Origin of the sequence: Candidatus Palauibacter sp., assembly GCF_965197445.1 — a bacterium.
Classification (GTDB): domain Bacteria; phylum Gemmatimonadota; class Gemmatimonadetes; order Palauibacterales; family Palauibacteraceae; genus Palauibacter.
The window spans coordinates 46188-69947 of the sequence record NZ_CBDANE010000004.1 but is presented as its reverse complement, the minus strand read 5'-3'; the positions used below and the strand labels follow the sequence as shown (position 1 = coordinate 69947).

The 23760-nt window shown below is 67.8% G+C and carries 22 protein-coding genes; 18 read left to right on the top strand and 4 right to left on the bottom strand.

Translation table 11 applies throughout. The annotated features are described in order from the left end of the window. Window positions 1-48: 48 nt before the first annotated feature. The 5 genes from ACN9M6_RS04170 (at window position 49) to ACN9M6_RS04150 (ending at window position 6247) form a co-directional block, all read left to right on the top strand. Window positions 49-654, top strand: coding sequence for a HEAT repeat domain-containing protein (locus tag ACN9M6_RS04170; protein WP_419161664.1), 606 nt, complete (start codon window positions 49-51; stop codon window positions 652-654). Further along, the gene (locus ACN9M6_RS04165) at window positions 651-1598 is read left to right on the top strand and encodes a M55 family metallopeptidase (RefSeq protein WP_419161663.1); all 948 of its coding nucleotides are present in this window, start codon (window positions 651-653) and stop codon (window positions 1596-1598) included. Before ACN9M6_RS04170 ends, ACN9M6_RS04165 begins: the two co-directional genes overlap by 4 nt. 6 nt (window positions 1599-1604) lie before the next feature. Beyond that, window positions 1605-3095, top strand: coding sequence for an amidohydrolase family protein (locus ACN9M6_RS04160; protein ID WP_419161662.1), 1491 nt, complete (start codon window positions 1605-1607; stop codon window positions 3093-3095). Beyond that, the gene (locus tag ACN9M6_RS04155; RefSeq protein ID WP_419161661.1) at window positions 3092-4297 is read left to right on the top strand and encodes a CapA family protein; all 1206 of its coding nucleotides are present in this window, start codon (window positions 3092-3094) and stop codon (window positions 4295-4297) included. The genes ACN9M6_RS04160 and ACN9M6_RS04155 overlap by 4 nt, the downstream gene beginning before the upstream one ends. A gap of 279 nt (window positions 4298-4576) precedes the next feature. Continuing rightward, entirely contained in the window at window positions 4577-6247 is a 1671-nt protein-coding gene (locus ACN9M6_RS04150; protein ID WP_419161660.1) for a serine hydrolase domain-containing protein, read from the top strand. Between the two features lie 15 nt (window positions 6248-6262). On the opposite strand, the gene ACN9M6_RS04145 is transcribed toward ACN9M6_RS04150, so the two are convergent. Continuing rightward, window positions 6263-7249, bottom strand: a complete 987-nt coding sequence (locus tag ACN9M6_RS04145; RefSeq protein ID WP_419161659.1) for an NADPH:quinone reductase — start codon at window positions 7247-7249, stop codon at window positions 6263-6265. A 143-nt stretch (window positions 7250-7392) separates the two neighbouring features. Between ACN9M6_RS04145 and ACN9M6_RS04140 the strand changes: the two genes are divergently transcribed. Genes ACN9M6_RS04140 through ACN9M6_RS04120 form a run of 5 tightly spaced genes read left to right on the top strand, consistent with a single transcriptional unit; the run spans window position 7393 to window position 10743 of the window. Next, a complete protein-coding gene (locus ACN9M6_RS04140; protein ID WP_419162273.1) occupies window positions 7393-7599 on the top strand; it encodes a hypothetical protein in 207 nt (68 codons plus the stop codon). Then, entirely contained in the window at window positions 7548-8177 is a 630-nt protein-coding gene (locus tag ACN9M6_RS04135) for an SDR family NAD(P)-dependent oxidoreductase (protein WP_419162248.1), read from the top strand. Before ACN9M6_RS04140 ends, ACN9M6_RS04135 begins: the two co-directional genes overlap by 52 nt. After that, the gene (gene folB / locus ACN9M6_RS04130; protein ID WP_419161658.1) at window positions 8177-8548 is read left to right on the top strand and encodes a dihydroneopterin aldolase; all 372 of its coding nucleotides are present in this window, start codon (window positions 8177-8179) and stop codon (window positions 8546-8548) included. Before ACN9M6_RS04135 ends, folB begins: the two co-directional genes overlap by 1 nt. After that, the gene (gene folK, locus ACN9M6_RS04125; protein WP_419161657.1) at window positions 8545-9048 is read left to right on the top strand and encodes a 2-amino-4-hydroxy-6-hydroxymethyldihydropteridine diphosphokinase; all 504 of its coding nucleotides are present in this window, start codon (window positions 8545-8547) and stop codon (window positions 9046-9048) included. Before folB ends, folK begins: the two co-directional genes overlap by 4 nt. A gap of 45 nt (window positions 9049-9093) precedes the next feature. Further along, a complete protein-coding gene (locus tag ACN9M6_RS04120) occupies window positions 9094-10743 on the top strand; it encodes a hypothetical protein (protein ID WP_419161656.1) in 1650 nt (549 codons plus the stop codon). Between the two features lie 7 nt (window positions 10744-10750). On the opposite strand, the gene ACN9M6_RS04115 is transcribed toward ACN9M6_RS04120, so the two are convergent. Then, complete coding sequence (locus tag ACN9M6_RS04115; protein ID WP_419161655.1) at window positions 10751-11260, bottom strand: hypothetical protein; 510 nt, start codon at window positions 11258-11260, stop codon at window positions 10751-10753. Between the two features lie 118 nt (window positions 11261-11378). Between ACN9M6_RS04115 and ACN9M6_RS04110 the strand changes: the two genes are divergently transcribed. The 6 genes from ACN9M6_RS04110 to ACN9M6_RS04085 all read left to right on the top strand — a co-directional run bounded on the left by ACN9M6_RS04110 (window position 11379) and on the right by ACN9M6_RS04085 (window position 19072). After that, window positions 11379-12296, top strand: coding sequence for a DUF3810 family protein (locus ACN9M6_RS04110; protein WP_419161654.1), 918 nt, complete (start codon window positions 11379-11381; stop codon window positions 12294-12296). Then, window positions 12296-14227 carry a cation:proton antiporter gene (locus tag ACN9M6_RS04105; protein ID WP_419161653.1) on the top strand — a complete coding sequence of 644 codons (1932 nt, stop codon included), beginning with the start codon at window positions 12296-12298 and terminating at the stop codon, window positions 14225-14227. Before ACN9M6_RS04110 ends, ACN9M6_RS04105 begins: the two co-directional genes overlap by 1 nt. Continuing rightward, entirely contained in the window at window positions 14224-15390 is a 1167-nt protein-coding gene (locus tag ACN9M6_RS04100; RefSeq protein WP_419161652.1) for a pyridoxal phosphate-dependent aminotransferase, read from the top strand. The genes ACN9M6_RS04105 and ACN9M6_RS04100 overlap by 4 nt, the downstream gene beginning before the upstream one ends. Then, window positions 15387-17234 carry a DUF4153 domain-containing protein gene (locus ACN9M6_RS04095; protein WP_419161651.1) on the top strand — a complete coding sequence of 616 codons (1848 nt, stop codon included), beginning with the start codon at window positions 15387-15389 and terminating at the stop codon, window positions 17232-17234. The genes ACN9M6_RS04100 and ACN9M6_RS04095 overlap by 4 nt, the downstream gene beginning before the upstream one ends. A 120-nt stretch (window positions 17235-17354) precedes the next feature. Further along, a complete protein-coding gene (locus ACN9M6_RS04090) occupies window positions 17355-17900 on the top strand; it encodes a hypothetical protein (protein WP_419161650.1) in 546 nt (181 codons plus the stop codon). A 116-nt stretch (window positions 17901-18016) separates the two neighbouring features. Then, window positions 18017-19072: a hypothetical protein gene (locus tag ACN9M6_RS04085; RefSeq protein ID WP_419161649.1), complete on the top strand. Its 1056-nt coding sequence runs from the start codon at window positions 18017-18019 to the stop codon at window positions 19070-19072. Between the two features lie 2 nt (window positions 19073-19074). On the opposite strand, the gene ACN9M6_RS04080 is transcribed toward ACN9M6_RS04085, so the two are convergent. Next, window positions 19075-20844: an amidohydrolase gene (locus ACN9M6_RS04080; RefSeq protein ID WP_419161648.1), complete on the bottom strand. Its 1770-nt coding sequence runs from the start codon at window positions 20842-20844 to the stop codon at window positions 19075-19077. A 141-nt stretch (window positions 20845-20985) separates the two neighbouring features. Here ACN9M6_RS04080 and ACN9M6_RS04075 point away from each other — a divergent pair, with 141 nt between their 5' ends. Together ACN9M6_RS04075 and ACN9M6_RS04070 are read left to right on the top strand one after the other, a co-directional pair. Continuing rightward, complete coding sequence (locus ACN9M6_RS04075; protein ID WP_419161647.1) at window positions 20986-21609, top strand: hypothetical protein; 624 nt, start codon at window positions 20986-20988, stop codon at window positions 21607-21609. Window positions 21610-21706: 97 nt separating this feature from the next. Then, the gene (locus tag ACN9M6_RS04070; RefSeq protein ID WP_419161646.1) at window positions 21707-22780 is read left to right on the top strand and encodes a PA0069 family radical SAM protein; all 1074 of its coding nucleotides are present in this window, start codon (window positions 21707-21709) and stop codon (window positions 22778-22780) included. On the opposite strand, the gene ACN9M6_RS04065 is transcribed toward ACN9M6_RS04070, so the two are convergent. After that, window positions 22777-23727, bottom strand: a complete 951-nt coding sequence (locus tag ACN9M6_RS04065) for a PDZ domain-containing protein (protein ID WP_419161645.1) — start codon at window positions 23725-23727, stop codon at window positions 22777-22779. The genes ACN9M6_RS04070 and ACN9M6_RS04065 overlap by 4 nt on opposite strands. Window positions 23728-23760: the final 33 nt, after the last annotated feature.

The window sequence follows — 23760 nt, the reverse complement described above, 5'->3', positions numbered from 1 at the left end:
TGCCCCGCCTGCTTGACGGCGTCGAGGGCGTTCGGCGATCCTCAGCGCATGACAGAAGACGCGTGCTGCGGCATTCCCCCCGGCGAGTCGGCGCACGCCGCGACGATTCGCCGAATGATCGCGGCCGCCCCGCGGTTCCGCCCGGGGGCGACGCCGGCGGAACTCGTGGAGGAGTTCACGGATCCCGAACACCGCATGCCCGCCTTCCTCGCCCTCTACGAGCGCGGCGACGAGGTCCTCCCCCATATCCGGGCGGGCCTGCGGCACCCCGACTGGCAGGTGCGCCGCTGGTGCGCGCTGTTTGCCGACAACTTCGCGGATGCCGAGACGCTTCGCGCGCTCGTTCCGCTCCTCCGCGACCCCAGGAGCAAGGTTCGGCTATGGGCCGTCCATTCGCTCGCCTGCGAGGTGTGCAAGGATGGCCCGAACCCGATCGACCCCATCCCTCTGTTGCTCGAGAGGATCGAGACGGACGGCAGCCTCAGGGTGCGCCGCCAGGCGGTCGCCATGCTCGCACATCACCTCGCTCCGGACCCGCGCGTGACCTCGGTCTTCCGGAAGATCCTGAAGGAGGAGGAGGACCGGAAGCTGCGGCTGCACGCCGCGGACGGACTGAAGCGGTACGGAGCCGCAACGGGAGAAGCACGGTCATGAGACCCGAGATCCGAGGCACCGTCCGCTCCAGCATCTGCGTCATCGTGTGCTTCGCCGTCTGTTGGGCGGCGACTCCCCTCGTCTGTGTGCCGCTGGCGGGCCAGTCCGAAACCTGGTCGGTCTATATCTCCGCCGACATGGAGGGGCTGACCGGCGTCGGCACGCCCGCGATGACCAGCAACGGCGGCAAGGACTACGAGGTCGGCCGGGCCATGCAGACTCAGGACATCAACGCGGCCATCGCGGGGATCCGGGCCGCGGCCGCGCAGCGCGGCATCGAGCGCGTCCGGATCGTGGTCAACGATTCCCACGGCGACCATGCGAATGCCTACGTCGAGCTGCTGGCGCCCGGCGTCGAGTACGTACAGGGAAGCCTCAAGCCGCTGGGCATGGTGGCCGGACTCGACGAGACCTTCGACGCGGCGATGTACATCGGATATCACTCGCGCGCAGGGACGATGGGCTTTCTTGCCCACACAGGCTCGGGGCTCGTGCAGCACCTCGAGATCAACGGAATCCCGAGCGGCGAGGGCGAGATGAATGCGGCCTTCGCGGGCGCCCACGGCGTGCCCGTCGTACTCGTGCACGGCGATCGCGACTACGTGGCGCAAGCTCGGGAGACGTACGCGCGCACCGCCGAGACCGTCATGTCGAAGACCGCCATCACCGCCCGTGCCGCACACCTGCGTCCGATCGACGACGTCCGGCGGGAACTGACGGAGAAGGCCCGCCAGGCGATGCTCACGCTCGAGGACCGCGAGCCCTGGCTGCTCGACGCACCCTACACCGTTGAGCTGACTCTGGGGAGTACGACGCGCATCGACGTGTCGATGGCGGTGCCCGGCGTCGAACGGGTCTCGCCCACCACGCTGCGCTTTCAGTCGGACGACATCCGGAGGGCCTATGCGCTCATTCGGCTCTTCTACCGCTTCATCAACGCCTAGCGGCCCATGGCAAAACCCCGACTGCCTTCGAGCGCCGATACATGCCGGCCGAACGCTTCGGTCGCCGGGAGTGGGCGCCCCATCGAGCGGCGCGACTTCCTGCGCGGCGCCGCTCTGGCCGGCGCGGGGCTGACTCTCGGCTGCGATGTCGACCCGCAGCGCGGCGACGGCACCGCCACGGAGGGCGCGGCCGGCGCGCCGGTTCCCCCGCTGCTCATCGACCGGGCCAACGTGTTCGATGTCCGAGCCGGCACCATGCGCACCGACACAAGCGTGCTCGTCCGGGCCGGCCGGATCGAGGCCGTGGCTCCTGCCGCCGAACTCGGTCCAACCTCCGACGCGGCCGCCGGCGCCACGCGCCTCGACGGGTCCGGCCTGTTCGTCCTCCCCGGACTCATCGACGCGCACGTGCACGTCACTCACATCCTCTACCAGTCGCACATGACGGGCGACGAGGTCCTTCCGTTCTATCTCGGCCACGGCGTCACCTCGATCCGGAGCACGGGCGACAACGTCCCGGCCCAGCGCCTCGTCGAGCGCTATGCGGAGGACCACCCGGATACCTCGCCGAACGTGTTCCGCTGCAGCTTCCTGATCGACGGCGACCCACCCTGGCACCCCGACGTCGGCTGGACGCTGAGGTCCCCCGACGAAGTCGACCCCTTCGTCGCGGACATGGCGGGCTGGGGCGTGAAGACGCTCAAGATCTACGTCGGCACCGGTCCCGAGGTCGGGCGGCGTGTGATCGAGGCCGGCCACGAGCACGGACTCGTCGTGAGCGGACACCTCCTCGACTACCACACGGCGGACGCCGTCCGCGACGGGCTCGACTGCATCGAGCACATCTACACAGTGTCGAATTTCCTTCTCGACGATCCCGACGACCGCCACTCCATCAACCTCGACTCGGACGAGGCGCGACGACTCATCGACGTGATCGCGGAGCACGGCACCCGCGTCGATCCAACACTCATGGTCTTCTGGGGAACACTTCTGTTCATGGATCTGCCCGAGGTCTACGGACACCCGGACCACGACCCCATGCCGACCCGCCTCAAGGCCTTCTGGGACCGGGACCGTGAGCGGCGCGCCCTCGACTGGGGCGCGGCTCCCGTCTCCGTGCGCCAGGGGACGTGGGAGAAATACCTGCGCCTCACCGGCATGCTCCACGACGCCGGGGTGCAACTGCTCGTGGGGACGGACGCTCCGGAGCCGCAGGTCGCGCCGGGCGCTTCCCTGCATCATGAGATGGAGTTTCTCGTCGAATCCGGGATGTCGGCCGCAGACGTCCTGACCGCCGCGACGCTCGAGAACGCGCGGATCCTGAAGGAGGATGAGAATCTCGGCTCCATCGAACCGGGGCGGGCCGCCGATCTCGTACTCCTGGATGCGGACCCTCTCGCGGACATCAGGAACACACGGCGTATCCGGACGGTCGTCCGCGCCGGACGCCCGCTCGACCCCGCACGCATCCTTTCCGCGGCGCCGGCCGGATGACGCGGCTCGCGGCGATCGCCGCCCTCCTGACCCTCGGTGCGGCGCCCCGCGCGGTCGACGGCCAGGAAATCACGCTCCTCGCGGTCGGAGATATCGAGTGGTCTCGGACGACCAGGGCGCCGTCCATGTACTACGACGCACCGCAGGCCGGCGGAGGCATCCTGTGGCACCGGGGCGACGGCTGGATTCGCGTGCCCTACGCCGCGAGCCCCGCTTCCCGCAGCCACCTCGAGGCGGCGCTCGACACCAGCCTGGTCTCGGCGGACGCGCACTACCTGAGGGCACATCACTACGGTCTGGAGTTCGACGACGGCCGGGAAGAGGCGCGCTATCCGTTGCGCCGGTCAGCGGACCTCCTGCGGGAGGCGGACATCGCCTTCGCCAACCTGGAGACGCCGCTCTCGGACCGGGCGCGCTGGAGCGGCGCGTTCCGTACCCCGTCCGCCTTCGCCGGCGCCCTCGCCTGGGCGGGCATCGACATCGTGGCCACGGCGAACAACCACGCGCTCGATGCCGAAGGCGAGGGCCTGCTGGACACGGTCGATCACCTGCGCCGGGCGGGAGTCGGACACGCCGGGACGGGGCGCGACCTCGCCGACGCGCGCCGCCCGTACGTCATCGAGCGCGGCGGCATCCGCGTCGCCTTCCTCGCCTACGCCCAATTCGTGAATGACGGGGGCTCCTCGTTCGCCACGCCGAGCCAGTCCGGCGTCGTCCCGCTCGACCCGCTGCTGATCCGGGAAGATATCGCCCGGATCCGCGACCAGGTCGATTTCGTCGTACTCAGTTTCCATTGGGGGATCGAGAACAGCCAGGACGTCCACCCCGGAATGCGGGCGTTCGCGCACGAGGTTCTGGACGCGGGAGCCGACGTCATCCTGGGACACCATCCCCACGTGCCCAGGGGCATCGAAGTTCGCGGCGGCAAACCCATCGTCTATTCCATGGGGAACTTCATCTTCGGGCACGGACACGACTACTGGATGGACAACATAGCCGTTCGCCTGCACATCGGATCCGAAGGCGTCACGCGGGTCGACGTCCTCCCCATCGCCGGGCGGGGAGACGCCCTCTCACAACCCTATCTCCTCGAGGGTGAAGCCGCCCGCACCCTGCTCGAGGACATTCGCACGCGTTCGGCCGAGTTCGGCACCACGCTCCGTATCGAAGCAAACGCCGGGGTCATCGATATCGTGCGCTGATACCCGGCGCTCCTTTGCGGGACCTCATCAGGGAGCAGAAAGATGAAGACATGGGACCACCTACATCTTCCACCGGGGCGACGGGGGACGCGTCACCCAGGCGAGTCTCAGCCAGGGACGGGTCTGGGACCTCCGCTTCGACCGCGTCCCATGGATGCCCCCCCGGGCGTCAGATCTCGACGCGGCGCGCGCGGGCACCGACATTGCATCGTTGTCCGATCCGACGGCTACAGCCGTTCACGAGGCCGCACGTTCCGCAATTCAGTCAGGAGGAAGACGATGAAGACACGGCTCTGGGCGCTCATCCTTCCCCTCGCAGCGGGCCTCGCCTGCTCGCAGGCCAACTCCGGCGACGCGCCGGAAGGCACGGTCGACCTCGCCTCTCTCGACGCCGTGTTCTCGGACTTCAGCGACCCGGATGGACCGGGGTGCGCCTTCGCCGTCTCCAGGGACGGGCAGCAGGTCATGGCGCGCGCATACGGCATGGCGAACCTCGAGTGGGACATTCCGAACACGCCCGAGACGGTGTTCGAACCAGGATCGGTCTCGAAGCAGTTCACCGCGGCGGCCACGATCCTTCTGGCGCTCGACGGACGTATCGATCTGGACGACGACATCCGGGAGTATTTCCCGGAGATGCCGGACTACGGCGAGCCGATCACGGTGCGCATGCTGGTCCACCATACGAGCGGGCTCCGCGACTGGGGCTCGGTCGCGGGGATCGAGGGCTGGGCGCGCACGACGCGGATCCACACGCACAAGCACGCGCTCGACATCGCCAGCCGACAGCAGGCGCTGAACTACGAGCCGGGCCTCTACTACTCCTACACGAACACGGGATACAACCTCCAGGCGATGCTCGTCGAACGCGTAACGGGACAGACCTTCGACGAATTCTCGCAGGAGCGGATCTTCGGACCCCTCGGGATGACGAAGACGCAGTGGCGGGACGACTTCACCGAGATCGTGGAGGAACGCTCGGTGGGGTACCGGCGCGGGGCGGACGGCGAGTGGCACATGCTGATGCCGTTCGAGAACGTGCACGGAAACGGCGGCCTGCTCACGACCGTGGGGGACCTGCTCAGGTTCACGCGCAATCTCGACACGGGCGAGGTCGGAGGGCCCGAGTTCATCCGTCTCATGCATGAGCAGGGAACGCTCACCTCGGGACGGCAGATCAGTTATGCCGGCGGGCTCTTCGTCGGCGAGTACAGGGGCGTGCGCGAAGTCCAGCACTCCGGCGGTACCGCGGCCTACCGCGGGTTCCTTACGCGCTTCCCCGACCACGGCGTGGCCGTCTCCGTGATGTGCAATGTGGGGGAGGCCAATCCCGGAGGGCTCGCCCGTGGAGTGGCCGAGCTCTACCTGGGCGACGCCATCAGCGAGGAGTCCGCCGACGACGATCCGGCGGGTGTGGAGGTCGATCCGGCCCGCGTCGCGGCCCTCGCCGGCGGATACCGGGACACCCGCACGGGACAGTTCATGGAGCTGGCGGCGGACGGTTCGTCGCTGCGCGTGGGCGGGATGCAGGGGTTTCAGCTCGCGGCCATGAGCGAGACCGAGTTCGGTTCTCCAGACGGCATATCCATCGCCTTCGAAGCGGCCGCGGAGGGAGGACGGCCCGCCGCGATCATGAACACACCCGTGGCCGTGGACGTGCGCATCGAACCGGTCGGTGAGTTCTCGCCGACGGCGGCCGACCTCGCCGACTACGTCGGGGCCTACCGCAGTGACGAGGCCGAGGTCACGTACTGGGTCGAGGTGGAGGACGGGAGCCTGGTGCTCAAGGACCGCTATGGCGACGGCGAGGCGCTCGACCCCGTCTACCCCGACGCGTTCACCCAGGGGGGGACCACCTACATCTTCCACCGGGGCGACGGGGGACGCGTCACCGAGGCGAGTCTCAGCCAGGGACGGGTCTGGGATCTGCGCTTCGACCGGGTCCAGTAACAGGGGGCGCGTTCGTCAGATCTCGACGACGACCTTCCCATCGGCGCGGCCGGACTCGAGCAGTTCGTGCGCCGCGGCTGTGTCCGCGAGCGGGAATGTGTTCGCGATCCGTACCTCCAACTGCCCGGCCGCCAGCCAGGTCGTGAGGTCTCTGATCGCGGCACGCCGGGCAACGGGGGGTAGCAGGTAGCCCTGGAGGAAATGGATCCGCAGGTCCTTGAAGGCGAGCGGGTAATAGGCGAGGGAGAGTGCGGGACCGGAGGTCGACGAATAGGAGGCGATGGCGCCGTTAGGGCGCAGCACGGCCACGTCGGTTTCCAGGTTCGCGGCGAGGTCCACCTCGATCACGCGTTCCACACCTGCGCCGCCGGTGAGATCCCGGATTCGGGCCGGCACGTCCTCTTCCCGGTAGTTGATGACGTGCCGGGCGCCGGCGGCGCGTGCGACATCTCCCTTCGCCCGGCCGCTGACGGTCGCGATCACTTCCGCTCCGCCCAGGGTGGCGAGCTGGACAGCCAGATGGCCCACGGCCCCGGCGCCGCCCCGCACCAGAATTCGCTTCCCCCCGACCGGGCCGTCGCCATACACGGCGTAGTGGGCCGTACAGCCCGGTACGCCGAGTCCCGCCCCCTCCGTGAACGACGCGCACTCCGGCAGGGTCGCGGCACGCTCCGCGGGAACGGTCGCGCAGTCCGCCGCCGTCCCGAACGGGCGCCCGCCCCCCTGCGCGTTCCACAACCATACGCGCTCGCCGATTCGGGCCGGGTCGACTCCCTGCCCCACCGCTTCGATCGTACCGGCTCCGTCGGAGTGGGGGATGACGCGCGGGTGGCCCATGGAGAGCCCGATCCAGCCGCCCCGCCGCTTGGTGTCGGAAGGATTGACGCCGGAAGCCGCCACACGCACGCGGACCTCGCCCGGTCCCGGCCGCGGGGCCTCCAGTTCCCCGAACCGCAGCACCGCTCGCGCGGGACCCGTCGTTTCGTACCAGATCGCTTTCACCCGTCACCTCCGCGTCGCCGCAATGGGGCGCCCGCGGCGTCCGGGTGCAATGGGCCCCGTCGGCGCGGCGACCGTGTACATTCCCGGCGGAGTTCATGGTGCACCGATGTTCATTCGGAGAGAGAGAGAGGGAGAGAAACGACGTGAAGCTCGAGGGTACCGTCGCGCTCGTGACGGGTGGCGCACGCCGGTTGGGACGCGCGCTGACGCTGGGCCTGGCGGAGGCGGGCTGCGATGTCTTCATCCACTACGGCACTCGGCAGAGGCCGCCCGGCGCACGGCAGGCGAAGTACGATCCCTGGGCCGCCGGGCCTCGACCGCCGCCGCAGATCTCACCGACCCGGCACTGATCGACCGCCTGTTCGAAGCGTTCGACGCAGCCTTCGGGCGCCTGGACATCCTGGTGAACTCGGCAGCCAGCTTCGAGCGCACCCCGTTCGACGAAACGACGGCGGCGGACTGGGATGCCGTGCAGGCGCTGAACCTTCGCGCCCCCTTTCTCATGTCGCAGCGCGCCGCCGTGCGCATGCGTGCGGTCGCCGATCGCCCTGGTAGCCGAAGGGAACCTCGGGCGCCCGGCGTCATACTCAACATGTCGGACATGGCTGGCGTCGCCGCCTGGAAAGGCTTCACCCCTCACGGCGTGAGCAAGGCGGGGCTCGTCCACCTGACGGCGACGACCGCGAGGGAACTCGGCCCCGACGTGCGCGTAAACGTCATTGTACCCGGCCCGATCCTGCCGCCTGCGGGTGAAACGGCGGACGATCCGGGGTGGCGGCAGAAGGGTCTCCGGGTCCCTCTGGGGCGCACGGGCGATGCGGCGGATGTCGTGCACACAGCGGTGTTTCTGGCCGAGAACGACTACGTGACGGGAGCGACGATCCATGTGGATGGCGGCGAGCACCTGCTGCCGGGAGGGAGGGGCTGATGACGGCGTCCGACACCATCATCATCCGGGATCTTCTCGTCAGGGGGATCATCGGAGTCAACGACTGGGAACGCGAGAAGAAACAGGACATCGTGATCAACATGTCGCTGTCCGTGGATGCCCGGACCGCCGGCGAGTCCGACGACGTCGAGCACGTGCTCAACTACCGAACGCTCACGAAGCGCGTGATCTCCCACATCGAGACGGCCGAGCCGTATCTGGTGGAGGCTCTCGCACACCAGTTGGCGCGGATCGCGATCGTCGACTTCGGCGCCGGACGCGCGAAGGTGCGCGTGGAGAAGCCCGGCGCCCTGCGATACGCCCGCTCGGTGGGGATCGAGATCGAGCGTTCGGCGGTGGACTACGCGTGAAGACCGTCCTCCTCGCTCTGGGCTCGAACATCGATCCGGAGCGCCATATGGTCGAAGCCCTCGACGCGCTCGACGCGTTGCTCGGCATCGAGGCGCTGTCGCCGATCTACGAGGCCGACGCGGTCGGAAGCACCGAGACGCCCCGCTTTCTGAACGCCGCCGTGCGCCTCACGACCGAGCGCTCCCCAAGCGACCTGAAGTTCGGCGTGATCCGCCCGCTGGAGCGGCGCCTGGGCAGAGTCCGCACATCCGACCGAAACGCTCCCCGCACGATCGACATCGACATCGTGGCGGTAGAGGGGCTCGTCATCGATGAGGATGACCTGCGCCTGCCAGATCCGGAGATCCTGACGCGGGCCCATCTGGCGTTGCCGCTCGCGGATGTGGCGCCGGGATTCCGGCACCCGACCGAGGGGTTGACGCTGGATGAAATCGCCGCCCGTTTCCGGCCCGAACGAGGAATTGCGAGACGCGATGATGTGTGGTGGCCGCGATTCTAGAGCCGCGGTACTTTCCGGCCCCATGATCCCGTCCGAGGCCCCCCGGTGAGGGGTATTCATCCCGCACCCGCGCGGGGCAGGAACGTCGCCCGAATTCTCCCTCTGCTGGGCCTTTTCGGCGTGTCGCCTGCGTGGGCGCAGGTGTCGCCTTCCGCCCAGGCCGGCGGCGCGATCATCGACACGGTCGTTATCAGCCGGCAGGACGTTTTCCCCCCCGACGCCGCGGCCGGCAACATCATCTACCGGCTGGGCAATGGTTTGCACGCGACCACGCAGGCCTGGGTGATCCGCCGCGAACTGCTCCTGGAACCCGGGATGCCGTACGACTCCCTGCTCGCTGCCGAGAGCGAGCGCAACCTCCGCCGTCTCGGCCTCTTTCGCCGCGTCCGCGTGGATTCGGTACGGGTGGACGGCAAGCTCGCCCTGAACGTCAGGACACGGGAGGCGTGGAGTCTGCAGCCGCGCTTCACGGGACGCCTCGCTTCGGATGGCACGCTGACCGGCACGTTCGGGGTCACCGAGGTCAACCTCGCGGGTACCGGCAACTCGATGCGGGCGTGGTACGTGAGGGAGACCGACCGCGACGGCATGGACCTCCGGCTCACGTCGAACCGGGTGGGGTCGACGCAGCTGTCGGCGAGCGGAACCTGGCTCAACCTGTCGGATCGCGACGTCGTCGTGTGGAGGGTATCGAGCCCCTGGCGTTCCCTCTCGGGCCGCTCCGCGTTCCACTACGAAGGGCGCAGCTTCCAGGGGCGGATCCCGCAGTACATTCGAGACCACCCGGACGAACTCCAGACGATCGAGTGGCGGCGACGCGCGCTGATCAACCGTTTCACGGGCGCGCTCGCCCCGATCGCCAGCCCACGCGGGTTCCTGCGCGTGGGGGCCACGCTGGAGGTCCGCCACGAGGAGCACATGCGGCTGGAGAACCCTGACGTCGATGTGGACAGCCTCTATGCGACGGTTCCGGACTCGGTCTACGGCCTGGTCGGCGCGTTCGTGGAGTGGCGGCGTGCCCGCTTCGAACGCGTCGAACGCTTCAACGGCTTCGCGGACGAGGACCAGGACCTGAGTCACTCGGTGCACTTCTCGGCCAAGCTCGCACATGAAGCCCTGGGCTACGAGTCGACGGGCGTGGGAGCCCGCCTCCGTCTTTCCTCGGGCACGCGCGCTGGATCGGCGCTCCTCAAGGGTCTGCTGGACGGTGGCGGCCTGTTCAACTCGGCGGGGCTCGATTCGGGCTACGTCTACGGCTCCGGAACGGCGGCGGTGCGCTCCACCGCTCGCAACACCACCTTCCTGCGGGCTATCGGAGGGGTTCAGGAATCGCCGCGGCCAGGGTCCGAGCACGACATCGGCTTCCAGATCCTCCCGCGCCTGTGGGGACCGCATGCCTTCGTGGGTACCCGGACGCTCCAGGCGACGCTCGAACATCGCTCCTATCTCGTCGACAACTTCGCCAATCTGTTCGGACTCGGCGTGGGCGCGTTCGTCGATTACGGAGGGGCGTGGTATCCCGACCAGGACACGAGGCTCGGGGGCAACGTCGGCGTCACCATCTTCGGAGGCTCCCCCCTGTCATCGTTCGCGCAGGTGACGAACTTCAATGTCGGCTACCGGTTCGGCGGGGGTATCCGCGACTCCGACACATCGAGATGGGCCTTCAGCGCCGGCGGCGGCTTAAGGTTTTAGCAGCCTGTTAGGGCAGGAGGATGCCGCCGGCGATGACGAGTTGTTCCCCCCCCTGCAGTTCGTACCTCGCCTCGACGAAGGGGTTGAATCCGACGAGCGGAAACCGGAGCCCGCCGACGAGGTTCAACCCGAACAGGCGTTCGGGCGTCCCCTCCTCCCCTTCCGACGGGACCGTTTGCCAGGTCACGTTCACTCCGCCGCCGACATAGGGCGTGAAGTTCGTCACGCTGGCGATCGAGATGTCCCCGAGGACGTTGACGTTCAGTTCACGGTAGTCGTAGTCGCCCCTCAGGTCGGTGAGGCCTGAATCGGGGAAGAAATAGTCGAAGGAACCCGCGAGCCACAGCCCGGGAGCGATCCAGGGCAGAGTCACCTGCGCGCGTGGGCCGAGTCCGAAATCGGAGTCATCCCCGAAGCTGGCCTGGCCGCCGACCTTGATGCTCTGCGCCGCGAGCGGGACGGCGCCCAGAGCCAACCCCAGCGCGACCGCGAGTGAACCCCATCTGCTTCGACGCATGCTCCCCTCCCTTCGTCTTCTCGACAGGCCACTGCTCTGGGACGTTGGCCGAGGCCGGACGGTTGCACCGCGCCGGCCGATTCCGGAGTTTCGTCCACCGACTCGCGCGCGAGGTCTCATGGACAGACTCCGAATCCCCAACATAGCGACCTACCTCCCCGTCGCACCGTCCGATCTGCTCCTCGCGGCCCCCATCGCGGCGAGGATCCTGTTCGGCGCGAGCCCCGCGGGCCGGGTCATCCAGGCCGCAGCGCTGGGCGTATACGCCGGCAGCGCAGCCATCGACTGGGCCATCCGCGCGGACGCGCGGCGCGTGGACTTCGAGGACACGTTCGGGTTCGACCCGCTCGCCCCGCCCCCGGCCTCCGAGGAGGAACGGCGGGAGGATGTCGGGCGCCTCGTGCGGAAGTTGAACCAGATATGCGTCCCGATGGAGACGCCCCGGAAGGAACTGGCGGAGCAGGTCGACCTGCACCTGACGGATTTCCTCGCCGAACTCACGGGGCAGCGACTCGAGACGAGCGCCCAGATCCGGGACTTCATGCTCGCGCAGATCGTGTTCCCGTTCGCGCTCGGGGCCGCGGACCCTCTGACCGGAGACGTCGCGATCTTCAAGAGCACGGGCGTGTTCGAGCCCCATGTGATCGCGCATGAGTTCTGTCATCGGAAGGGATACCTGAAGGAGGTCGAGGCGCAGATCCTCGGCTACCTCTCCCTGGTGGATTCCGGCGAGGCCGTACTCGAGCAATCGGCCCACTGTGAACGCCTCGACCGCCAGCTCTGGGTTCTGGCCGACCGGGACGCCGGCACGTACAACGCACTCCTCGCCGAATCGGGACTCCGGGAGGAGCTGCGATCCGCGTTCACGCTGCGTCACCCGGCGGAGGATACGCTCTCCGGCGTCGTCGGCCCTCTCATGAAGAACGCCTACAACGCACGCATGAAGCTCACCGGCCAGAACGGTCTCTCCGACTACGACGAGGGGTTCACCAACTTCCTCCTCGCCATCGAGCGGGAGCCCGCAGAAGCGACCTGATGGACTTCCAGGATCCCGCACTCACCTTCGCGCTCGCGATCACCGCCGGCGTGGTCGCGCAGTCCGTGGCGCGGCACCTCAAGGTACCCGGCATCCTCTTTCTGCTCGCGACGGGAATCCTCCTGGGGCCCGAGTTCGCGAACATCGTTCGGCCGGAGACGCTGGGCGAAGGCCTCAATCCGATCGTCGGACTCGCGGTCGCCGTGATCCTGTTCGAGGGCGCTCTGCAGCTCAACATGGGTCGGCTGCGGCGCGAAGCGGTGACCATCCGCCGGCTCATCACGATCGGGACGCTGATCACGATCGCCGGGGCCACGGTCACCGCCATGCTCGCTCTGGGCTGGAGCTTCAAGGTCGCGCTGCTGTTCGGCGCGCTCGTCTCGGTCACGGGCCCCACCGTGATCAACCCGCTCACGCGGCGGATCCGGCTCCGGAACAACCTGCGTACGATCCTCGAGGCCGAGGGGGTCCTGATCGATCCCGTCGGCGCCATCCTCGCGGTGGTCGCGCTCGAGGTCGCACTGGCCTCGACGGCCGGGGATGTGGGAGCGGGCGTCCTCGGCCTGCCCCGGCGGCTCGGGCTCGGTTTCGTCATCGGGATCACGGGCGGATTCGCGATCGGAGGCCTGCTGAGGCTCCGCCGGGCGATCCCGTCCGACCTCCGGAACATCTTCACCCTGGCGAGCGTGCTCGCCCTGTACCAGGCGTCACACGCCATCCTGCCCGAGAGCGGCATCATGACGGTCGCGATCGCGGGGCTGGTGGTCGGAAACATGGGCCCTCGGCACGCCCGCCAACTGGTCGAGTTCAAGGAGCAGCTCACCTACCTGCTGGTAGGCCTCCTGTTCGTATTGCTGTCGGCTGCCGTCGATCTCTCCGAAGTGCGCGCGCTGGGTGCCGGAGGCATCATCACCGTCGTCGTCCTCGTCGTCCTCGTACGTCCGCTCGGCGTCCTGCTCTGTACGCGCGGGGCGGGACTCGAGCGCAACGAGCAGGCCTTCCTCGCCTGGCTGGCACCCCGCGGGATCGTGGCCTTTGCGGTCTCCTCGCTCTTCGCGGCCGAACTCGCGCACAACGGGATGGAGTTGGAGGGAAGCCAGCTCCGCGCCATGGTCTTCCTCGTCATCGCTGTCACTGTGGTCGTGCTGGGCGGCACGAGCGGGCTCATGGCCCGGCTGCTGCGCGTCCGCAAGCCGTCCAACTACGGGTTCGCGGTGGTCGGAGCCAACCCGGTCGGGCGCGCGCTCGCCCGCACGCTCCGGGCCGCACGCACCGGTGACGCGCCGATCGTCCTCATCGACACCAATCCGACGGAGGCGGGAGCCGCGGAGGGCGAGGGCTTCCGCGTGATACTCGGCAACGCGAACGAACAGCGCGCCCTCCTGAAGGCCGGAGTCGAATCGCGCCGTGCCCTCGTGGCCCTCACGCCCAACGAGGGCGTCAACCTGCTGATCGCCAAACACGTGGGGGAAACGTGCCCCGGCGTTCGGCGGCTGGTGGCCATCGATCCGCTGACTCCCGGCGTCGGCCCGGAGCAGGTGGACGAGAGCGGTGCAGCGGTGCTGTTCGGGGGCGGCATCGACTACGAGCGCTGGGCTCACCACTTCCGCCGCGATCGGGTCGCGATCGAACCTCTGATCTTCGGGGGAACTCCGGGCCTGCGCGTGACGCAGCTCGACGCGCTGGCCGACCGCCAGTTCCCCGCCCTTGCCCTCGTGCATCGGCGCGGAAGGCGCGAACAGCCTGTGTCGAACGAGACGAGCCTCAGGACCGGCGATGTCGTCTGGTTCGGCTGGCTCAGAGATCATGGGGAGCTGGTCGAGCCGCGTCTCGCGGGCGCCGGGTTCCGCCGGCCGGAAGACGCAGCGCCGGAGGCTCCGGACACCGGCGCTGGCCCGGAATCGACCGGAGACACAGATTCGAGCCGATGAAGATCCATACCGCGCGACGCACGCACGGGTTCACCGAATCCGTGATCCGCATGATGACCCGGCTCTCGAACGAGCACGGTGCGATCAACCTCTCGCAGGGCTTCCCCGACTTCGAGTCGCCCGACACGCTCAAGATCGGGGCGGCACGCGCCATCTACGACGACATCAACCAGTACGCGATCACCTGGGGCGCGAAGCGGTACCGCGACGCGCTCGCCGCCAGCTACCGGGATTGGTACGGTCTCGACATCGATCCGGAGAAGCACCTTACGGTGACCTGCGGCGCGACCGAGGCGATGATGTCCGTGCTGCTGGCCGTGGTGGATCCTGGCGAAGAGGTCATCGTATTCGAGCCCTTCTACGAGAACTACGGGCCCGACACCACGCTCTGCGACGCGACCCCCGTCTTCGTTCGGCTGACCAGCGACTGGCGTATCGACTTCAACGTCCTGAGGGCCGCATTCAGCGGCCGGACCCGCGCCATCATCGTCAACACGCCGAACAATCCGACGGGCCGGGTCTTCAGCCGGGAAGAACTGGAGAAGATCGGGGCGCTGTGCCAGGAGTTCGACGCCTACGCGATCACGGACGAGGTATATGAGCACATCATCTACGACGGCGCGCAGCACATCCCGATGGCGACGCTGCCGGGGATGCGCGACCGGACGATCACGATCAGCGCGGCGTCGAAAACGTTTGCGGTCACGGGGTGGCGGCTCGGGACGATCGTCGCGCACCCGGAGTTGTCGGACGCGATTCGGAAGGTGCACGACTTTCTTACGGTCGGGGCCGCGGCGCCGCTTCAGGAGGGAGTCGCCGCGGGACTCGAGATGCTTCCCGCTTCCTACTATGAAGGGCTTGCCGGCCTCTACGGTGCGAAGCGCGACCTCTTCTACCCCGCGCTGGTGGAGGCCGGCTTCCGCTGCAGCAAGCCGGAGGGAGCGTACTACGTTCTGGCGGATTTCTCGGACCTCTCCGATCTGCCCGACGACGAGTTCGCGTTCTGGCTCACGCGCGAGATCGGGGTCGCTCCGGTTCCCGGTTCCAGCTTCTTTCACGATCCTGTGGATGGACGACGGCTGGTCCGGTTCGCCTTCTGCAAGACCGAGGAGGTACTCGAACGCGCCGCCGAGCGTCTCGTGACGGTGCGGGCCCGCGTATGAAGCTGCCCTCGATCCAGCGCCTCGCCGTCGCGGCGTGGGCCACGGCGCAGCGGTTCCCGGTCGTCCTCGTGTGCGCCATCGTCGCGGCGGTCGGCGCCATGAGGGCCATCGAGGGGGAAGGAACGCTCGACGATCTGCGCATCGTCGCCGCGGCGAGCCTCGGACTGCCCCTGCTCACGGGCTTCACGCTGTTCGCGGAGAGACGGAGGTTGGGGGCGTGGCAACGGTGGGTCCTGCAAGCGTTGGGTGTGGCCGTGCTGGCCCTGTTCTACTGGCGCTGGCCGAACTGGAGCGAATCCGCCACGGGGCTTCGCTACTTTCAGCTCAGCGCCACGCTGCACCTCTTCGTCGCCTTCATCGCCTACCTCGGGGTCCGCGAGTCGAACGGCTTCTGGCAGTTCAACCGCACGCTCTTCTTCAGGTTCGGTCTCGGCGTCATATACACATACGTCCTGTGGGGCGGGCTTTCGATTGCCATGCTCGGCGTAGACAACCTGTTCGGCATGGACATAGACGAGGAAAGCTATCCGCAACTGTTGTTCCTCCTCGGTTTCGTCTTTCAGACCTGGTTCGTTCTCTCCGGTGTCCCGCGGGATTTCGAGCGACTGGATCGGCGCGACGATTATCCGGCCGGCCTTCGCGTGTTCGCGCAGTACGTTCTGCTCCCGCTGGTTGCCGTATATCTGACGATTCTCACCGCCTATCTCGGCCGTGTCGTCATTACCACGACGTGGCCGAGCGGGTGGATCGGCTATCTGGTATCCGCCCTCGCGGCTTTCGGCATCTTCTCGCTCCTCCTCGTCCACCCCCGGCGTGGCCAGGAGGATCACGCCTGGATCGACACGTACGCCCGGGTCTTCTGGATCGTGATCCTTCCTTCGGTGGCCATGCTGCTGCTCGCCATCGGTCAGCGGATCGGCCAATACGGGATCACGGAACCGCGGTACATGCTCCTCGTACTCGCCATCTGGCTCGCCGGCACCGCGCTGTTCTACACCGTGTCGCGGTCGCGGGAGATCAAGGGAATTCCCCTCAGCCTCGCCGTGATCGGCCTCGTCACCTACGTCGGTCCGTGGTCCGCCTTTGATGTCGCGGAACGCAGCCAGGTGGGGCGGCTCGAGAGTCTGCTCTCCGCTCACGGAGTGCTGCGGGAGGGCCGGATCTTCCCGGCGGCGATCGAGGTGCCGAATGAGGACTGGCGCCAGATCAATGACGTCCTCCGCTATCTGGTGGAATGGCACGGGACGGCGGGCATCGACGCCTGGTTCGAGGGAGGCCTGGCCGCGGTCGACCCCCTCGTCGAATGGACCGGGCCGTCTCCCGGGGCCGAAGTCCTGAGCCGCGCGACCCTCATCGGCGATCACCTCGGCCTCGTCCCGGCCGGCGGGTTGCTCCTGGGCCCCCGCGGCTTCGTGGATGTCTCGCCTTCTGATGGTCGCGATGCCGCGGTCCCGGTATCGGGCTTCGATCATGCGGTCTTCGGCGTAGACCTGTTCGAGGACCAGCGCGTCCTCGAAGGGGACACGCTCGAGTTTGCCGCCACGACGGACAGCCTCGGCACGACACTCCGCCTCGGAGAGATGGAAATCGGGACCGCTCTCTTCAACGAACTCATCGCGCGCGCGGAGCGGTCCGGCACGCCGACCGCATCGGGAAGGGCACAACTGCCACCCGACTCGCTACGGCTCGAACTCTCGGGGGCGGACTTCACGGTCAGGATCCACGTCACGGGGTTGCGACTTCAGCAGACGGAGAACGGCGCCCTGAAACCGGTCCGCGCGTCCGGCACCGTCCTGCTCAGGCGCGACCTCCGGCTCAGGCGCGACGACGACACCGAGCCCTAGCAGCGTCGGAACAACCATTGGGCCGGGAGTTCTGTCCCAAGAGCAGGTGAAACCCGGCATGCCGCCGACTCGTATCTCACGGGGTCATACGGCCCCCGCTGCCGCCGTGGAGTAAACGACGTGAAGCTGATCCGACAAGCCGCCGGCGCCTTCGCCCTTTGGGCCCTCGTGACCTATGCCTGGGCCGGACTCTCTCACCTTTCGGGCGTGCCGGGACCGGCGCGCGCCAGTGCAGCGACGCTGGGCCTGTTGGCCGACGCTCTCGAACTCCTTGATCCGCCGAACGCGGTGGGAGCGCCGCAACGCTTCGCGGCCGCACAGATTCGGCGAACGGCCCATACGGCCGAGAGCGTTCACGGCGCGGTCGAGCGTTCCACCGGCGAGTTCCTGGACCGGCTCGGGCATGACCGGGCGCACCTCCACGTCGATCATCTGGTGCGGGCCCATGAGCGCCGGATACGAGTTCCAGACGTCCATGTGACCATCGAGCACGAAGAACAGAGCCTTTCGCTGGCGCTGGAGGCCACGGAGTTGGAGTTGGAGCTCGGCGCGATGGTGTTGAAGCTCGAGTCGGACGCCAGCCTCGACCGGGACAAGCTCCGGGAGCGGCTCGAGAAGCTGCTCGACTTGCTCGAGGACCTGGAGAAGTCCGAAGACGGCCGCTGACCTGCCGACCCGTGCCGCACTCGACAGGCATTCGTGCCACGCCTCGGAGATCCCGTGGCCGCCGATTTCCGGCGGTCGCCGCCGGCATATTGTCGGCGGTCTCACAGCCGTGCCTGGTGCCTGCCGCTGCAGGGCAGGACGCGCACGCGGGCCATGTCATGGCGGAGGAGGACGCCCGGCCGACCACCTCCACAAGGAGCATCCGGATCGTCGACGACCCGGGTCGCAAGGAACTCGCCGTCGTCCTGGGTCCGATCGACCTTCCCGCCTTCTCTTCTCATCACATGGAACAGCTTCCCGTTCAGGAAGGCACCGTTCCGTTCGACATGACGATCCGGGGCTACCGGACTCACATCATCGACAGGGATGGAAACCCCGTGCCGCGCGCCGTCCTGCACCACATGAACCTGCTCGACCCAGGACGACGCGAGCTGTTTCTGCCGATCATGCTGCGCGTACTCGCGGCGAGCCATGAGACGCCGCCGATCCGCTTGCCGGGGTGGCTGTTCGGCATCCCGATGAGGAGCGGCTCGACCTTTCTCGCGCTGACCATGCTGCACAACCCGACAGAGGTGAGCTACGAGGGGGTCACGGTGCACCTGACGCTCGAATACGAGCGCAACGAGCCGCTACCGGTGTATCCCGTGGTACCGTTCCATGTCGACGCGATGTATCCGGAGGTCTCCGCCACCAAGTCGTGGGATCTGCCGCCGGGGCTCTCGACAAAGTCCTGGGAAGCCAGCCCGGCCATCCGCGGGCTCGTGATCGGGTTGGGCGGCCACCTGCACGCGTACGCATCCCGCCTCACGTTCAGAAATCTGACCGCGGGAGAACTGTTGTACGACGTGCGGCCGGAACTGGACGAAAACGGACAGATCGTCGACATCCCGATGCTCACCCATCAGGGGCGCGGCGTGGGGGTGCTCGTCGTCCCGGGCCACACCTACCGCATCACCGCCGAATACCTGAACCCGTTCGACACGGTGATCGAGAACGGGGGCATGGGAGCGGTCGGCGGAGCCTTCATTCCGCTGGAGCGCTGGCCGGCCTCAAATCCCCGCGAGGCGCTCTTCGCCGCCGACTACGACTGGGTCATCCGCAGCCAGGTAGCGCACGGGGCCGCGCACGAGGGGCCCGACCCCGCACAAGGCTCGAGTCCGGCCCGCCGCTGAGCTCAGTTCTCCCGGCTGTACTCCACGCGGCCGCCCACGATCGTGTAGTCCACTTCGGTCTCCAGGATCTCGTCCGCCGGGATCGTGAGGATGTCCCGCGAGAGCACCGTGATGTCGGCCAGCTTCCCGACCTCCAGCGTACCCTTGAGATCCTCTTCGAACGCCGCGTAGGCGTTCGCCCGCGTATAGGAGTGCAGCGCCTCCTCGCGCGTCATTCCCTGACCCTCGAAGAACGTCGACCCACCCTCGATGAGACGGGTGACGGTGCAGTGGAAGCTCGCCAGCGGGTCGGCGTCCTCGACGGGTACGTCCGTCCCGTTCGTCACGACCGCTCCAGCCTTCATCAGGTCCTGCCACACGTAGGCGCCGGACCGCGCGCGGCCCTCGCCCAGGCGGAGCATGACCCAGGGTCCGTCGGAGCAGGCGTGGATCCCCTGCATGGATGCGATCACGCCCAGCTGGGCAAAGCGCGGGATGTCCGCAGGGTCGATGTGCTGCGCGTGCTCGATCCTCCAGCGCAGATCGTCGAGGTCGGCGTGGTCCGCGAAGGTCCGCTCATACAGGTCGAGCACCTCGCGATTGCCGCGGTCCCCGATCGCGTGCGTGTTCACCTGGTAGTCGTGAGCGATCGCCAGCCGCGCGACGCGTGCGATCTCCGCGGGCGGTGTGGTGGCCAGGCCCGTCGACGAGGGCATGTCCGCGTAGGGCTGGAGCAGCCACGCGCCGTGCGAGCCAAGCGCGCCGTCCACGACCTGCTTGATCGACCGCACCGTGAGCCGGTCGTCCCCGTACCCGATCATGCGGTATTCGTCGAGCCGTCCCTCGAGGTCCTCGACCCCGCCCCTCAGCATCACATACAGCCGCACCGGCAACCGGCCTTCATCGGCCAGCGTCTTCAGCAGATCCACGGTCCCGAAGCCGGACCCGGCGTCCTGGAAGCTGGTGATCCCCTTTCGTAGCAGGTCTTCGTTCGCCAGCCGCACCTGCTCGCGCGCCGACGACTCGCGCTCGGCTCTCGAGCGGCTCGCCTCCTCTTCGTTGAAGACCCGCCGCGCCAACCCCTGCGCCGTCTCCCGCAGGACACCCGTGGGGCGTCCCTCCGCATCGTGGACGATCTCTCCTCCCGGAGGGTTGGGCGTTTCGGCGTCGATCCCCGCCAGCTCGAGCGCCCTGCCGTTCACGAAGGAAGCGTGCCCGCTCGCATGCGTCAGAATCACCGGATTCCCGGGACTCACCGCGCTGAGGCCGTCGTGCACCGGCTGGCCTTCGACCATCGGATCCGGAGGGGTGCTCCACTTCTCCTGGTGCCAGCCCCGACCGCTGATCCAGACCCCGGACTCGGCGTTCGCCGCCGCCTCCGCCACCATATCGACGATGTCGTCCCAGGTGGCCGCAGTCGTCAGATCGAGGATCATCTGCGCGTTTCCGAGGCCCATGAAGTGACCGTGGCCTTCGATGAAGCCCGGAATCGCGAGCCGCCCGCCGAGGTCGATCACCCGGGTCCCCTCGCCGACCCATCCCGTTACGTCTTCGTCGGCGCCGAGCGCCGCGATGCGGCCATCCTTCGCGGCAAGCCCGCTGACCGCCGCGTTCGTTCCGTCGAGCGTGACGATCCTGCCATTGGTCAGCACGAGTTCGGCGACGCCCTCCGGGAGCGGCGCGTCGCCGGGAGCGGCATCCGGACTCTCCGCGGCATCGGTCGCGCACGCGGCGAGACCGAGCAGCAAGAGCGGCATGAGGTGACGGGTTCGGGTCTCGTTGCGTCGAATCATGGCGTCCCTGGCCTCAAGTGTGAACGTGTCGGCTGATGATAGCGGCCGACTGCAGGCCACGCACCGAAGGTCACGGCTACCTTACGGGGTGATGGGCCCACAGATACGTTCTTCGGAGCAACCGATCGCGGAGGGGGCGAGGTGACGGGGAAAAAGCGAAACGCACGATGGCGGTGGATGTGGCTCACCGTGAGTCTCGCCTGCGCACTGCCGGCTTCCGCGAAGGCCCAGATGGGCATCCTCGCGGGGTACAATCGAGACTCGATCAGCGAGTTCCTCCCGGAGAACGGCTTCGATCTCACCGATCTGACCGACGGATTCCATATCGGGGTCTTCATCAACTTCAATCTTGGGACCTTCGCCGTGCGGCCGGCGATCGTGTACCACCGTGTGCCGGACCTCGTGGCCCAGGCCGGCGAGGAGCTCGTCAAGTTCGATGTCGAACTGGTGGAAATCCCGCTGGACTTCCGGATCCGGCTCCCCTTCCCGCGGGTTCGGCCCTATGTGCTGGCGGGGCCCGTGCTCACCTTCCCCTCGAGCACGTTCTCGGGCGTCGACGACCTGCTCACCGCCCGCCCGGTTCGCGCGGAGGTCGGGGTCGGCTTCGAGATCGATCTGGGTTTCCGGCTTTGGCCCGAAGTGCGCTACGGGCTGGGGATCACGTCGCTGATGGAGTCCGAGGTTCCTGTCGGCTCGAGCGTGCTCCGGGGCGAGGGAAGCCCCCGACTCGACACCCTTACCCTGCGTCTCGGCGTCAGCTTCTAACAGCTGTCAGGCGGTTTGACTTCGCGCCCGCGATCTGCCACTATCCTCCCAATAGCCGAACAAATACCGAATACAGAACTGACAGAGCATGCGGGATATGTCGCCTGGAGTCTCGGGAAGACGGTCGTCCATCAGGGGGCGCGGAAGCGCGCACAACCCGCAGAACCGGTTCCTCCCTCTTGCAGTGGAACGGGAGGCCTGGACCCTCGCGTCCGACCCGGGTCCGAAGACGGAGATCCTGGAGGACCGCTCCCGATCCGTCATCTCCTACAATAACAGTCCCGATCTGGGGTTCGACGCCAGCCTGAACCCGTACCGTGGCTGCGAGACGGGCTGTGCCTACTGCTACGCGAGGCCGACGCACGAATACCTCGGGCTGTCGGCGGGTCTCGACTTCGAGAGCAGGATCCTGGTGAAGCCGGAAGCGCCGGAACTGCTGAGGGAGGCGCTCGCTTCGCCGCGCTGGGAGCCGCAGGTGCTCGTGCTGAGCGGGGTGACAGATCCCTATCAGCCACTGGAGCGACGGCTGGGCATCACACGCCGCTGTCTCGAAGTGCTTGTCGAGGCGCGGAACCCGGTGGGGATCGTGACCAAACACCACAGGGTGACGAGGGACATCGACCTTCTGCGGGAACTCGCGCGGTACGGCGCGGTCCAGGTTCAACTCTCCGTGACGACCCTCGATCGATCGCTGCAGCGGAAGATGGAGCCGCGCGGATCCACGCCGGAGCGGCGGCTCGACGCGATCGCGCGGCTGGCGGATGCCGGGATTCCCGTAGGCGTCAACGTGGCCCCGGTGATCCCCGGGCTCACGGATCACGAGATTCCCGCCATCGTCGAGGCTGCGGCGAAGGCGGGGGCGGACAGAGCCATCTACATCATGCTGAGGCTGCCCTTTGGGGTCGCCGGCCTATTCGAGGACTGGCTGGAGCGGAACTACCCGGACCGTGCGAAGAAGGTTCTGAATCGCATGCGGCAACTCAGGGGCGGGAGTCTCTACGCGTCGTCGTTCGGCGAGCGCATGAGAGGCCGGGGTCCGTTCGCAGATCAGGTCGCGCGGCTCTTTTCCATCGCGAGTGCGAAGCACGGGATCGAGCCGCGCGACTACGACCTGTCGACGGATCATTTTCGGCCGCCACGGGCCGGCCCGCAGCTCGGCCTGTTCGACTAGATCCGGATCTGGAAGAAGTCCCAGGCTCCAGGCTCGAAGAAGCCTCGGTCCCGCTCCTCCAGCCGGACGGTAAGCGTGTGTTCCTCACCGTCACGGATGACGCGAAGCAACACGTCGCCCGGCTCAAGCTCGGAGAGGGTCTCGCGCAAGTCTCCCGGGTCGGCAATGTCCTCGTCCCCGATCCCCACGATCACGTCGCCGGCCTGCAACCCGCCTTCCGCGGCCGGAGAATCCTCGGAGACGGACATCACGAGCGCGCCGCCCTCCACGCCGAAGTACTCCGCGAGTTGCTCACCGAGACTCTGGATGCTGACGCCGAGCCGCGGCCGCATCGCGATCGCAAACCTCTGACGCGTGAGATCGTAGGGCCGTCCCCTGTCCCATGCAGCCTCGACCAGATCCCGTGCGGCCTCGACCCTTTCCCGTGTGGCCTCGATCCTCTGCCGTGACAGGTCGATCTGCGGAGCCACGAACTGCAGTCGGCGGCCAGCCGCGGCAGACCCCACGCCGCCCCACGGGTAACCGAGTTCGACCGACAGCTCACGTTCGGCGCCGTCGCGAAGGACCGTAAGCTCCGTGACGCGGCCCGGGGGCGTCTCGCGAGCCAGCCGCTGCAGTTGGGCGACACTCTCGAGCCGGTCGCCGTTCCAGCGCAGAATTACGTCCCCTTCTTCCACACCGGCTTCGGCCGCCGGGCCATCCTCGACGACATCGCTGATGTACACGCCGTAGGGCCGCGACATCCCCAACTCCGAAGCGCGCTCATCGTCGACATCCGCGATTCCGACGCCCAGGTATCCGCCGCCAGCGGCGAACGTCAGCCGCACGCGCTCGCTTCGGTCGTCTTCTTCTTCCTGGGCCGCGGCCGGCCCGACAACGGCCCACAGCCCTGCGAACAGCGCCATTCCGAGTCCGACGGCGAGCGACTTCCTCGAGTCCCGTTTCATTGATCCCCCTTCGCGATGGCCACGATCTCCCTT